We start from the raw sequence: 12092 nt of genomic DNA on the forward strand, positions 1-12092 counted from the left end.
GCGGTGCCGGGCGGGCCGATCAGCAGCACATGCTCTCCCGCCAGCGCGGCCAGCAGCGCCAGGCGCACGGCCTCGCTGCGCTCGAGCAGGCCGGCCTCGAGGGCATGGATGAGGGAGTGAAGGCGCTCGGGGCTGGGCATCTGTGGCATTGCGCATTCTTGTTTGCGTATGAATAGTTCGTCAAACAGGTACTCAAGACATGCGCGTGAGCGCAACGCCTTGGACAGATGGGGCGAAGCGTCGTCTCTCCAAGGCGTTCCGGCCAGAGCTCATATCCAGAGCATCTAGACTCGCCCATGAGCAGGATTGAGCGCAGCTTCTGTTCCGGCCAGTCTTCTCCAGGCCCGCCCCTGAATTCATCGCGGGTGTCGTACTTCAGGCTTAAAACCGCCCACTGCCTTGCATGTGGCGCGGGCGGCGGGGAGGCTGCGTTTCAAGTGAGGCGATCTTCGTTGTGACTGCCCTGCGGCGCTTTTGAGGGCTTCACCATTTGATCAAGCTGCACCGCAACATCTGTTCGGCTCGGTATCCGGGAGTTCCCGAATTTCGACGGGCCGCCGCGGAGCGCGCCAGAGAAATCAATGACTTAGCCGGCGTGGCACGACCGTTGCGTTAAACGAGGCGTGCGGTCGCCGAGCCGCTCGCAAGTTGATGGATTGAACAAGTGCCCAGCCGATCGGAACCGCCGAAACACAACCGAACCAGCGCCTCGGTCATGACGGGCCAACCCTGTTTCGTGCGCGTCACGGGCACGCTCGGGACGCGCTTCGTGCAGTTCGAGTTCGCGATCGGCGACCCGGAACTCTCGGTCGATCTGGTGATGCAGTTTGATCAGTTTCATGAGTTTTGCGAGCGCCACAACGCCACCCACCTCAGCGCCGAAGAGGGCGCACGGCTGGACTACGAGCGCATGAAGTGGCGCTACGGCCAGCCCGGCATCGATCACTAAGGACGCGCGCTCGGCCGCACGCATTTTTGCGCGCCCCGAAGACCGCGTTTGACCCGCAGGAGAACCGCAGTGCAAGTCGACATCAAGACCACCAACATCCAGCCGATCCGACAGACCTTCTCGCACATCGCGCGGCGGCTCGGGGCGGACAAGGCGGCCTCGCGCTACCAGGAGGCCACGCTGGACATGCAGCCGACCACCAACTGGCATTACCGGCCGCTGTGGGAACCCGAGCTTCATGTGTTCGACGTGCGCCGCACCAACATCGTGATGGCCGACTGGTACGCCTTCAAGGACCCGCGCCATTTCTACTACGGCGTCTACACGATGGCGCGCGCCAAGCAGCAGGAGGGCGTGGACAAGCAGTTCGAGTTTGCCGAGAAGCGCAACCTGCTGGGCGCGCTCGACGAGGCGACGCGCGAGTCGCTGACCCAACTGCTGATACCGCTGCGCCACTACGAGTGGGGCAGCAACATGAACAACACCTACTGCTGTGCTTACGGCTACGGCACCGCGGTCACGCAGGCCTGCAACTTCGCGGCGATGGACCGGCTGGGCATCGCCCAGTACCTGTCGCGCATCGGCCTGCTGCTCGACGGCAACCAGGCCGGCGCGCTCGACGCCGGCAAGGCCGCCTGGCTCTCGCACCCGGCCTGGCAGGGCGTGCGGCGCGTGATGGAAAACCTGTTCGTCACCAAGGACTGGTTCGAGGTGTTCGTCGCCCAGAACCTGGTGTTCGACGGTCTGCTCTACCCGCTCGTCTACCGCCACTACGTCGACCAGGTGAGCCCACGCACCGGCAACGCGCTGGCGTTGCTGACCGAGTTCATGAACGACTGGTACGCCGAGACCTCGCGCTGGGTCGACGCGACCGTCAAGACCGCCGCCGAGGAATCGCCCGCCAACGCCGAGCGCCTGACCGAATGGGTGCGCAGCTCGCGCGACGAGGTGCTGCGAGCGCTCGAGCCTCTGGCCGCATTGGCGCTGGGTGCATCTGGATCGGCCACCCTGGCTGCGGTGCGCGCCGAGTTCGACACGCGTGTCGGACGCATCGGCCTGAAGCCCTGACCCCCGAAGGACACCCCATGAGCACCACCACCACCACCCCGGCCGCCGCCTCGCGCACGCCGGTCTTCATCGCGCTGCAGACCAACGACATCTCCCGCAGCATCGTCGAGGCCATCGTGGCCGACAACCCCGAGGCCACCGTCGCGGAGTTCCCCGCGATGATCAAGATCGACGCACCCGGGCGTCTCGTGATCCGCCGCGCATCGGTCGAGGAGCGGCTCGGCCGCCGCTGGGACGTGCAGGAGCTGCATCTCAGCCTGATCTCGCTGGCCGGCGGCATCGACGAGACCGACGATGAGTTCACCTTGCAATGGGGCGCTCGCGCCTGAGCACCGACCTCGACGCCCGCCTACCTGATCGCAAGCAGTAAGGAGACCCGCATGAACCAAGCCACCCCCGCCGCCCCGAAGACCGCCAAGCGCCTGGGCATCAAGGAACGCTACGCATTGATGACCCGCGGTCTCGGCTGGGAGACCACCTACCAGGCGATGGACGACGTGTTCCCCTACGACCAGTTCGAGGGCATCAAGATCCACGACTGGGACAAGTGGGAGGATCCGTTTCGCCTGACGATGGACGCCTACTGGAAGTTCCAGGGCGAGAAGGAGAAAAAGCTCTACGCCATCATCGATGCGTTCCAGCAGAACCAGGGCCAGTTCAACATCAGCGACCCGCGCTACATCAACACGCTGAAGTTGTTCCTTACCGGCATATCGCCGCTGGAATACGCCGCGCACCGCGGCTACGCGATCGCCGGCCGTGCGTTCCGCGGCGTCGGAGCGCGGGTGGCCGCGCAGATGCAGTCGATCGACGAGCTGCGCCACGCGCAGACGCAGTTCCACACCATCAGCCACTTCAACAAGTACTTCAACGGGCTGCACGATCCGCAGCACATGCACGACCGCATCTGGTACCTCTCGGTGCCCAAGTCCTACTTTGAAGACGCGATGACGGCCGGGCCGTTCGAGTTCGTCACCGCCATCTCGTTCTCCTTCGAGTACGTGCTGACCAACCTGCTGTTCATGCCCTTCATGAGCGGCGCCGCCTTCAACGGCGACATGGCCACCGTCACCTTCGGCTTCTCGGCGCAAAGCGACGAGTCGCGCCACATGACGCTCGGCCTCGAAGTGGTGAAGTTCATGCTCGAGCAGGACCCGGACAACGTGCCGATCATCCAGCGCTGGGTCGACAAGTGGTTCTGGCGCGGTTACCGGCTGTTGACCTTGGTGTCGATGATGATGGACTACATGCTGCCCAAGCGCGTGATGAGCTGGGCCGAGGCCTGGGAGATGTACTTCGAGAAGAACGGCGGCGCGCTGTTCGAGGACCTGGCGCGCTACGGCATCCGCCTGCCCAAGTACCACGAGGTCGCGAGCAAGGAGAAGGACCGCCTGTCGCACGAGGCCTGGGCCACCTTCAACAACTACGGCCACGCCGCGGACTTCAACACCTGGGTGCCGCAGCCCGACGAGCTGGACTGGCTGTCCGAGAAGTACCCGAACACCTTCGACAAGCACTACCGGCCGCGCTTCGAGTGGCTCGCCGAGTACGAGAAGAAGAACGGCAAGATGTGGCGCAACGACACGCTGCCGATGCTGTGCCAGGTGTGCCAGGTGCCGGCCATCTTCACCGAGCCCGACGACCCGACCAGGATCTGCCTGCGCGAGAGCAGCTACCTCGGCTTGAAGTACCACTTCTGCTCGGACGGCTGCAAGGACATCTTCGACCACGAGCCCGAGAAATACGTACAGGCCTGGCTGCCGGTGCATCAGATCTACCAGGGCAACTGCTTCCCCGAAGGCGCCGACCCCACGGCCCCCGGCTTCAACCCGTTGGCCGAGGTGCTGAAGTACTACCACCTGACACCCGGCGCCGACAGTGGCGACTTCAACACCTCGCCCGACCGCCGGAACTGGGAGCATTGGACCGGGGAGGACCTGACGCTTCCCGACGTCAAGGCGGCCTGAGCCGCGTCTGTCCAAACAACCCTGGCCGCGCGCCACCGATTGGCGCACGCGCGGCCCGCACCGAAACTCCTGGAGACACGACATGGCTGTCGTTGCATTGAAGCCCGGCTACACCGGCCCCGTCGCCGACACCGAGGACAAGTTCCACGGCAAACGCCTGCTCTACATCGGCTGGGACGAGCACCTGCTGTTCTGCGCGCCGGTGTGCCTGCCGCTGCCGCCCACGATGCCCTTCGGCGCGCTGCTCTCCGAGGTCTTGCCCGGCATTTATGGCAGCCACCCCGACTTCGAGAAGATCGACTGGAGCAAGGCGCTATGGTTCGACTCCGGCAAGCCCTTCAAGCCGGACCCGGCCAAGTCGCTGGCCGACAACGGCCTGGTACACAAGTCGGTGATCCGCTTTCGCACGCCCGGCCTGCATGGCATCAAGGGCTCGTGCAGTTGAATCGTTGAACACCCGTTGCGGAGCGCAAGAATGAGCTTTCAGATCACGATCGAGCCGCTCGGCCAGGGCGTGCCGGCACGCGAGGGACAGACCGTGCTCGACGCCTGCCTGCGCGCGGGTGTGTGGCTGCCGCACGCCTGCGGCCACGGCGTTTGCGGCACCTGCAAGGTGCAGGTGCTGGAGGGCGAGTTCGACCACGGCCATGCATCGAGCTTCGCGCTGATGGACTTCGAGCGCGACGAGGGCAAGATGCTCGCGTGCTGTGCCACGGCACAGACCGACCTGGTGATCGAGGCCGAGATCGACGAGGACCCCGACGCGCAATTCCTGCCGCTCGAGGACTTTGGCGCCGAAGTGGTCGAGGCGCGCATGCTCACGCCCACGATCCGCGGGCTGTGGCTGCGCCCCGAGCGGCCGGTGGCCTTCCAGCCCGGCCAGTACCTCATGCTTCAAGTGCCCGGTGTCGACGGCGAGCGTGCCTTCTCGATCGCCAATGCGCCGGATGAAGAACTCATCGAGCTGCACGTCCGCCGCGTGCCCGAGGGCCGCGCCACCGGCTGGCTGCACGACGAGCTTCAGCCTGGCCAGCCACTGCGCTTCTCCGCGCCCAACGGTCGTTTTTTCGTGCGCAAGTCGGCCGAGCTGCCGATGATCTTCGTGGCCGGAGGTTCGGGTCTGTCGAGCCCCAAGTCGATGATCCTCGACCTGCTGGCCGAGGGCTGCACGCACCCGATCACGCTCGTGCAGGGCGCGCGCAACGAAGGCGAGCTCTACTTTCGAGAGTTTTTCGAGCAACTCGCCCAACACCACGCCAATTTCAGCTACGTGCCGGCGCTGTCCGACCTGCAGGAAGACGCCACCGCGGCGGTCGGCTCCGGTGCCTGGGCCGGTGCGCGCGGCTATGCGCACGAGGCGCTCAAGGCGCATTTCGCCAACGACTTTCGCGGCCACAAGGCCTATCTGTGCGGGCCCCCGCCCATGACCGAGGCCTGCATCGCCACCTTGATGCAAGGCCGGCTGTTCGAGCGCGACATCTACACCGAAAAGTTCTTTACCGCCGCCGATGCCGCCAGTGCGGCGCCGCGCAGCCCTCTGTTCAAGGCGCTGTGATGGACGCCGCCGAGGCCCGAGATGCCCCGGCGAGTGCGCCGCGCAGCCATTTGGTGCGCCTGCTGCAGACCGGCGAGACCTACACCTGCAACGACACCGAAACGCTGCTGCAGGGCATGTCCCGCATCGGCAAGAAGGGCATCCCGGTGGGGTGCCGGGGCGGAGGCTGCGGCGTGTGCAAGGTGGCGGTCAAGAGCGGCAGCGTGCGCAAGATCGGCGTCATGAGCCGCGCCCACATTTCAGAGCAGGACGAAGCGAGCGGCGTGGTGCTGGCCTGCCGCGTGTCGCCGACCTGCGGCGTCGAGCTCGAAGTGCTCGGAAAGATGCAAACGACGGTGTGCGCCCCTTGGGGACGCATCGCCAGTTGAGGCGAGTTTCAAACCTTTAAGAGGAGACCGAAATGGCAGTGATGAGAATCGGGCACATCAGTATTCGCGTGATGGACATGGCAGCAGCGCTCAAGCACTACGAGGGCGTGATCGGCATGTCGCGCACGCACACCGACGCGGCCGGCAACGTCTACCTGAAGTGCTGGGACGAGTGGGACAAGTACTCGGTCGTGCTCACGCCATCCGACAAGGCCGGCATGAACCACGTCGCCTACAAGGTCGAGCGCGACAGCGATCTCGACGACTTGGCCGCAAAGATTCGCGCCTTCGGCATCACCGTCGAGCAACTGCCCGCGGGCAGCCTGCCCGCCTGTGGTCGCATGCTGACTTTCGCGCTGCCCAGCGGCCACGAAATGCGGCTGTTCGCCGAGAAGGAGTGCGTCGGCACGGCGGTCGGCTCCAGCAACCCCGACCCGTGGCCGGACGACATCAAGGGCGCTGGCGCTCATTGGCTGGACCATTGCCTGCTGATGTGCGAGTTCGACCCCGCCAAGGGCGTCAACACGGTGGTCGACAACACCAAGTTCTTCATGGAGGTGCTCGGCTTCTTCCAGACCGAGCAGATCCTGGTCGGCCCGGGCGGTGCGACTCAGCTGGCCTCGTTCCTGTCGCACTCGAGCAAGCCGCACGACATCGCCTTCGTCGGTGCGCCGACGTCCGGGCTGCACCACCTGTCGTTCTTTCTCGACTCGTGGCACGACATCTTGAAGGCCGGCGACGTGATGGCCAAGAACAAGGTGCGCATCGACGTTGCACCCACGCGCCACGGCATCACGCGCGGCGAAACCATCTACTTCTTCGACCCCTCGGGCAACCGCAACGAGACCTTCGCCGGCCTGGGCTACCAGGCCCAGCGCGACCGGCCCGTCACCACCTGGACCGAAGAGAACGCCGCGCGCGCGATCTTCTATCACACGGGTGTGTTGGCCGAGTCCTTCGTGTCGGTCTACACCTGATGCACGCGACCTACACCCACAGCAGCGTCACGGCCGAGGCGGCGCACGCCGCCGTGGCCGCGGCGGTGGCGCATGCCGGCTCGCTGGGCATCCGCGTCAACGCCGCCGTGACCGACGAGGCCGGCGTGCTGATGGCCTTCCTGCGCGTGCCCGGCGCTTTTCTGCATGCGGTCGACATCGCCATCGACAAGGCCTACACGGCGGCGAGCTTTGGCTTTGCCACCGAGCGCTGGATGAGCATCCTCGAATCCGACCCGGCCGTGCGGGCCGGCATCGTGCAGCGCCCGCGCCTGGTGGTGTTCGGCGGTGGCGTGCCGATCTATGCCGGCCCCCAACTGGTGGGCGGCATCGGCGTGTCGGGCGGCTCGGCCGAGCAGGACGCGGCCTGCGCTCGTGCGGGGCTGGCCGCCATCGGCCTGAGCGATGCCCCTTGACTTCAAGACCCTGACCCGAGAGACAGCGATGCGGCAGTTCCTCAACTTCATCAACGGCGCGTTCGTCGCCACCGGCAAGACCTTCGAGAAGCGCGCGCCGGTCGACAACCGCGTGATCGGCCTCGTCCACGAGGCCGGCCAGGCCGAGGTCGACGCGGCCGTCAAGGCGGCGCGCGCCGCGCTGCACGGCGACTGGGGCCGCATGAGCGTGGTCAAACGAGTCGAGCTGCTCTACGCCGTGGCCGACGAGATCAACCGCCGCTTCGACGACTTCCTGCAGGCCGAACTGGCCGACACCGGCAAGCCGCGCTCGCTGGCCTCGCACATCGACATTCCGCGCGGCGCGGCCAACTTCAAGGTGTTCGCCGACATCATCAAGAACGTGCCGACCGAGAGCTTCGAGATGGCCACGCCCGACGGCGGGCGGGCCGTCAATTACGCGCTGCGCACGCCCGTCGGTGTGGTCGGCGTGGTGTGCCCGTGGAACCTGCCGCTCCTGCTCATGACCTGGAAGGTCGGCCCGGCACTGGCCTGTGGCAACACGGTGGTCGTCAAGCCCTCGGAAGAAACGCCGGGCACCGCCACCTTGCTTGGCGAGGTGATGAACAAGGTCGGCATGCCGGCCGGTGTCTACAACGTCGTGCATGGCTTCGGGCCCAACTCGGCCGGCGAGTTCCTCACCCGTCACTCAGGCGTCAACGCCATCACCTTCACCGGCGAGACGCGCACCGGCGAGGCCATCATGGCCGCGGCCGCCCAAGGCGTGCGGCCGGTGAGCTTCGAGCTGGGCGGCAAGAACGCCGGCATCGTGTTTGCCGATGCCGACTTCGACAAGGCGGTGGCCGGCATCACGCGCTCGGCCTTCGAGAACTGCGGCCAGGTCTGCCTCGGCACCGAGCGCGTCTACGTGCAGCGGCCGATCTTCGAGCGCTTTGTCGCGGCGCTGAAAGACAAGGCCGAGGCGCTCGCGATCGGCCCGTCGGAGCAAGCCGGCGTCGGCATGGGTCCGCTCATTTCAGCCGAGCACCGCGACAAGGTGCTGGGCTATTACGCCAAGGCCAAGGCCGAAGGCGCGACCATCGTCACCGGCGGCGGCGTGCCGGGCATGGAGGGCGCGCTGGCCGAGGGTCACTGGGTGCAGCCGACCATCTGGACCGGCCTGCCCGAGAGCGCCACCGTGATCCGCGAAGAAATCTTCGGGCCCTGCTGCCACATCGCGCCCTTCGACACCGAGGCCGAGGCCATCGCGCTGGCCAACGCCACCGACTACGGCCTGGCCACCACGGTGTGGACCGAAAACCTCGGCACTGCGCACCGCGTGGCGGGCGCCATCGAAGTGGGCATCTGCTGGGTCAACAGTTGGTTCCTGCGCGACCTGCGCACCGCCTTCGGTGGCGCCAAGGCCTCGGGCATCGGCCGCGAAGGCGGCGTGCATTCGCTCGAGTTCTACACCGAGCTGCGCAACGTCTGCATCAAGCTTTGAACGCTCCGGACAAGAACACCGACATGAACAAGCAACTCATCGAATCGCTCGGCGACGAGCTCTACACCGCGCTGCGGGCGCAAAGCGTGGTGGAGCCGCTCACCAACCGCCACGCCGACATCACCATCGAACATGCCTACGCCATCCAGCAGCGCATGATCTCGCGCCGCCAGCAGGACGGTGAACGCATCATCGGCAAGAAGGTCGGCGTCACCTCGCGCGTGGTGATGAACATGCTCGGCGTCTACCAGCCCGACTTCGGCTACATGCTCGACGGCATGATCGCGAGCGAAGGGGACTCGATCGCAATGTCGAGCCTGATCCAACCCAAGGCCGAGGGCGAGATCGCCTTCGTCATGAAGCGCGACCTGATGGGCCCCGGCCTCAGCAACGCCGACGTGCTGGCCGCCACCGAATGCGTGATGCCGTGCTTCGAGATCGTCGACTCGCGCATCCGCGACTGGAAGATCAAGATCCAGGACACCGTGGCCGACAACGCCTCCTGCGGCATGTTCGTGCTCGGCGACCGCGCCGTTGATCCGCGCAAGATCGACCTCTCCACCTGCGGCATGGTGCTGGAGAAAAACGGCGAGATCATTGCCACCGGCGCCGGTGCTGCCGCGCTCGGCTCGCCGGTCAATGCCGTGGCGTGGCTGGCCAACACGCTGGGCCGCCTGGGCATTGGCCTGAAGGCTGGCGAGGTGGTGCTGTCGGGCGCGCTGGCCGCCATGTTCCCGGCCAAGGCCGGCGACAATTTCCGCGTCTCCATCGGCGGCCTGGGCAGCTGCTCGGTGCGCTTTCACTGACGGCGCCGCAGCGATGGACCTGCAACTCAAAGGCAAGCGCGCGCTGGTGACCGGCGCGACCGCCGGCATCGGCCATGCCATCGCGCGCACGCTCGCCGCCGAGGGCGCCGAGGTGCTGATCAACGGCCGCGCACTCGACCGCGTCGACGCCGCCATCAGCGCGATTAGCCGCGACGTCCCGGGCGCGCAACTCCGCCCGGCCGTGGCCGACCTGTCCGGCGCCGAGGGCGCGGCCGCGCTGATCAAGGCGCACCCCGAGGTCGACATCCTCGTCAACAACGTCGGCATCTTCGAGCCGGTGGCCTTCGAGCGCATCGACGACGCGGATTGGCTGCGTTTCTTCGAGATCAACGTGATGAGCGGCGTGCGCCTCTCGCGCCATTACCTGCCGCGCATGAAGGCGGCCAACTGGGGTCGCGTCGTCTTCATCTCCAGCGAGTCGGGCCTGTGCCCGCCGGCCGAGATGCTGCATTACGGCATGACCAAGTCGGCGCAACTTTCACTCTCGCGCGGCCTGGCCGAGACCACCGTCGGCAGCGCCGTGACCGTCAACGCGGTGCTGCCCGGCCCCACGCGCACCGAGGGCGTGGGCACTTTCATGGCCAGGCTCGCGAGCGAGCAGGGCCTCACGATGGCAGAGGCCGAAGCGCGTTTCTTTGCACAGGCGCGGCCCAGTTCGCTGCTGCAGCGCTTCATCGAGCCGCTGGAAGTCGCGGCCCTGGTGGCCTATGTCTGCAGCCCGCTCGCCGCGGCCACCAACGGCGCTGCGCTGCGCGTGGACGGCGGCGTGGTGCGCACCAACGCCTGACTCAATTTCCGGAGGAATTCTCATCATGAAGAAGATCAAGTGCGCCGTCATCGGGCCCGGCAACATCGGCACCGACCTGCTCGCCAAGCTCAAGCGCAGCGCGGTGCTCGAGCCGGTATGGATGGTCGGCATCGACCCGGCCTCCGACGGCCTGGCGCGTGCCCGCGAAATGGGCATCAAGACCACGGCCGAGGGCGTCGACGGCCTGCTGCCGCATGTCAAGGCCGACAACGTGCAGATTGCCTTCGACGCCACCAGCGCCTATGTGCATGCCGAGAACTCGCGCAAGCTCAATGCCCTGGGCGTGATGATGATCGACCTCACGCCCGCGGCGATCGGCCCGTTCTGCGTGCCGCCGGTGAACCTCGCGGAGCACGTCGGTCGCCGCGAAATGAACGTCAACATGGTCACCTGCGGCGGGCAGGCGACGATTCCGATGGTGGCGGCCGTCTCGCGCGTGCAGCCTGTCGCCTACGGCGAGATCGTCGCCACCGTGTCGAGCCGCTCGGTCGGCCCCGGCACGCGCAAGAACATCGACGAGTTCACCCGCACCACGGCCGGGGCGGTCGAAAAGGTGGGTGGCGCCAAGAAGGGCAAGGCCGTCATCATCATCAACCCGGCCGAGCCGCCGCTGATCATGCGTGACACGGTGCATTGCCTCACCGAGACCGAGCCGGACCAGGCCAGGATCACCGCGTCGATCCACGCCATGATCAAGGAAGTGCAGAAGTACGTGCCGGGCTACAAGCTGGTCAACGGCCCCGTCTTCGACGGCAAGCGCGTGTCGGTCTTCATGGAGGTCGAAGGCCTGGGCGACTACCTGCCCAAGTACGCCGGCAACCTCGACATCATGACCGCCGCCGCCGCGCGCACCGCCGAGATGTTTGCCGAGGAAATGCTCGCCGGCAAACTCACGCTCGAAGCCGTCCCCGCGTAATCGATCCACTCCCTCTCCCTCAGGGAGAGGGCAGGGGTGAGGGCCAGCCGCAATCCCCTCACCCTGACCCTCTCCCCGAAGGGCGAGGGAACCAGAACAGGAGAACTCCACATGAATCTCAAAGGCAAGAAGATCACCGTCCACGACATGACGCTGCGCGACGGCATGCACCCCAAGCGCCACCTCATGACCTTGGCGCAGATGAAGAGCATCGCCTCTGGCCTCGACGCCGCGGGCGTGCCGCTGATCGAAGTGACGCATGGCGACGGTCTCGGCGGCAGTTCCGTCAACTACGGCTTTCCCGCGCACACCGACGAGGAATACCTCGGCGCCGTGATACCGCTGATGAAGCAGGCCAAGGTCTCGGCGCTGCTGCTGCCGGGCATCGGCACCGTCGACCACCTGCGCATGGCCAAGGGCCTGGGTGTCCACACGATCCGCGTGGCAACGCACTGCACCGAGGCCGACGTGTCCGAGCAGCACATCACCATGGCGCGCCAGCTCGACATGGACACGGTGGGTTTTCTGATGATGGCCCACATGGCCAGCCCCGAAAAACTGGTGAGCCAGGCCAAGCTGATGGAAGGCTATGGCGCCAACTGCATCTACATCACCGACTCGGCCGGCTACATGCTGCCCGACGACGTGTCGGTCCGCCTGTCGGCCGTGCGCGCGGCCTTGAAGCCCGAGACCGAACTCGGCTTTCACGGCCACCACAACCTGGCGATGGGCATTGCCAA

At 66.3% G+C, this 12092-nt stretch carries 14 protein-coding genes; all 14 read left to right on the forward strand.

Annotation, left to right across the window (positions count from 1 at the left end; genetic code table 11):
• Window positions 1–715: 715 nt before the first annotated feature.
• The gene (locus RMO12_RS06470; RefSeq protein ID WP_309625797.1) at window positions 716–949 is read left to right on the forward strand and encodes a phenol hydroxylase subunit; all 234 of its coding nucleotides are present in this window, start codon (window positions 716–718) and stop codon (window positions 947–949) included.
• Window positions 950–1018: 69 nt separating this feature from the next.
• Window positions 1019–2017, forward strand: a complete 999-nt coding sequence (locus tag RMO12_RS06475; protein ID WP_309638659.1) for an aromatic/alkene monooxygenase hydroxylase subunit beta — start codon at window positions 1019–1021, stop codon at window positions 2015–2017.
• A 17-nt stretch (window positions 2018–2034) separates the two neighbouring features.
• Window positions 2035–2346: an MmoB/DmpM family protein gene (locus RMO12_RS06480; protein WP_309625799.1), complete on the forward strand. Its 312-nt coding sequence runs from the start codon at window positions 2035–2037 to the stop codon at window positions 2344–2346.
• Between the two features lie 51 nt (window positions 2347–2397).
• Window positions 2398–3984 carry an aromatic/alkene/methane monooxygenase hydroxylase/oxygenase subunit alpha gene (locus RMO12_RS06485; protein ID WP_309638660.1) on the forward strand — a complete coding sequence of 529 codons (1587 nt, stop codon included), beginning with the start codon at window positions 2398–2400 and terminating at the stop codon, window positions 3982–3984.
• An 82-nt stretch (window positions 3985–4066) separates the two neighbouring features.
• The gene (locus tag RMO12_RS06490) at window positions 4067–4429 is read left to right on the forward strand and encodes a phenol hydroxylase subunit P4 (protein ID WP_309626341.1); all 363 of its coding nucleotides are present in this window, start codon (window positions 4067–4069) and stop codon (window positions 4427–4429) included.
• Between the two features lie 30 nt (window positions 4430–4459).
• Window positions 4460–5539 carry a 2Fe-2S iron-sulfur cluster binding domain-containing protein gene (locus tag RMO12_RS06495; protein WP_309626340.1) on the forward strand — a complete coding sequence of 360 codons (1080 nt, stop codon included), beginning with the start codon at window positions 4460–4462 and terminating at the stop codon, window positions 5537–5539.
• Complete coding sequence (locus RMO12_RS06500; RefSeq protein WP_309638661.1) at window positions 5539–5907, forward strand: 2Fe-2S iron-sulfur cluster-binding protein; 369 nt, start codon at window positions 5539–5541, stop codon at window positions 5905–5907. Before RMO12_RS06495 ends, RMO12_RS06500 begins: the two co-directional genes overlap by 1 nt.
• A 32-nt stretch (window positions 5908–5939) precedes the next feature.
• Entirely contained in the window at window positions 5940–6884 is a 945-nt protein-coding gene (locus RMO12_RS06505; protein ID WP_309638662.1) for a catechol 2,3-dioxygenase, read from the forward strand.
• The gene (locus RMO12_RS06510) at window positions 6884–7318 is read left to right on the forward strand and encodes a heme-binding protein (RefSeq protein ID WP_309638663.1); all 435 of its coding nucleotides are present in this window, start codon (window positions 6884–6886) and stop codon (window positions 7316–7318) included. Before RMO12_RS06505 ends, RMO12_RS06510 begins: the two co-directional genes overlap by 1 nt.
• Window positions 7319–7346: 28 nt before the next feature.
• Window positions 7347–8801 carry a 2-hydroxymuconic semialdehyde dehydrogenase gene (locus RMO12_RS06515; RefSeq protein ID WP_309638664.1) on the forward strand — a complete coding sequence of 485 codons (1455 nt, stop codon included), beginning with the start codon at window positions 7347–7349 and terminating at the stop codon, window positions 8799–8801.
• A gap of 23 nt (window positions 8802–8824) precedes the next feature.
• Window positions 8825–9607 carry a 2-oxopent-4-enoate hydratase gene (gene dmpE, locus RMO12_RS06520; RefSeq protein ID WP_309638665.1) on the forward strand — a complete coding sequence of 261 codons (783 nt, stop codon included), beginning with the start codon at window positions 8825–8827 and terminating at the stop codon, window positions 9605–9607.
• Window positions 9608–9620: 13 nt separating this feature from the next.
• Window positions 9621–10415 (forward strand): SDR family NAD(P)-dependent oxidoreductase, encoded by a 795-nt coding sequence (locus RMO12_RS06525; RefSeq protein ID WP_309638666.1) that lies wholly within the window; start codon window positions 9621–9623, stop codon window positions 10413–10415.
• A 22-nt stretch (window positions 10416–10437) separates the two neighbouring features.
• Complete coding sequence (locus RMO12_RS06530) at window positions 10438–11352, forward strand: acetaldehyde dehydrogenase (acetylating) (RefSeq protein ID WP_309638668.1); 915 nt, start codon at window positions 10438–10440, stop codon at window positions 11350–11352.
• A gap of 111 nt (window positions 11353–11463) precedes the next feature.
• The coding region (gene dmpG / locus RMO12_RS06535; protein WP_309638667.1) for a 4-hydroxy-2-oxovalerate aldolase at window positions 11464–12092 on the forward strand (629 nt) is incomplete at its 3' end.

The organism is Methylibium sp. (assembly GCF_031393925.1).
Classification (GTDB): Bacteria; Pseudomonadota; Gammaproteobacteria; order Burkholderiales; family Burkholderiaceae_C; genus Methylibium.

Coding starts and splice junctions, on each gene's coding strand:
- RMO12_RS06470 (WP_309625797.1), top strand. CDS start 716: ATGACGGGCCAACCCTGTTTCGTGCGCGTCACGGGCACGCTCGGGACG.
- RMO12_RS06480 (WP_309625799.1), top strand. CDS start 2,035: ATGAGCACCACCACCACCACCCCGGCCGCCGCCTCGCGCACGCCGGTC.
- RMO12_RS06485 (WP_309638660.1), top strand. CDS start 2,398: ATGAACCAAGCCACCCCCGCCGCCCCGAAGACCGCCAAGCGCCTGGGC.
- RMO12_RS06490 (WP_309626341.1), top strand. CDS start 4,067: ATGGCTGTCGTTGCATTGAAGCCCGGCTACACCGGCCCCGTCGCCGAC.
- RMO12_RS06495 (WP_309626340.1), top strand. CDS start 4,460: ATGAGCTTTCAGATCACGATCGAGCCGCTCGGCCAGGGCGTGCCGGCA.
- RMO12_RS06500 (WP_309638661.1), top strand. CDS start 5,539: ATGGACGCCGCCGAGGCCCGAGATGCCCCGGCGAGTGCGCCGCGCAGC.
- RMO12_RS06505 (WP_309638662.1), top strand. CDS start 5,940: ATGGCAGTGATGAGAATCGGGCACATCAGTATTCGCGTGATGGACATG.
- RMO12_RS06510 (WP_309638663.1), top strand. CDS start 6,884: ATGCACGCGACCTACACCCACAGCAGCGTCACGGCCGAGGCGGCGCAC.
- RMO12_RS06515 (WP_309638664.1), top strand. CDS start 7,347: ATGCGGCAGTTCCTCAACTTCATCAACGGCGCGTTCGTCGCCACCGGC.
- dmpE (WP_309638665.1), top strand. CDS start 8,825: ATGAACAAGCAACTCATCGAATCGCTCGGCGACGAGCTCTACACCGCG.
- RMO12_RS06525 (WP_309638666.1), top strand. CDS start 9,621: ATGGACCTGCAACTCAAAGGCAAGCGCGCGCTGGTGACCGGCGCGACC.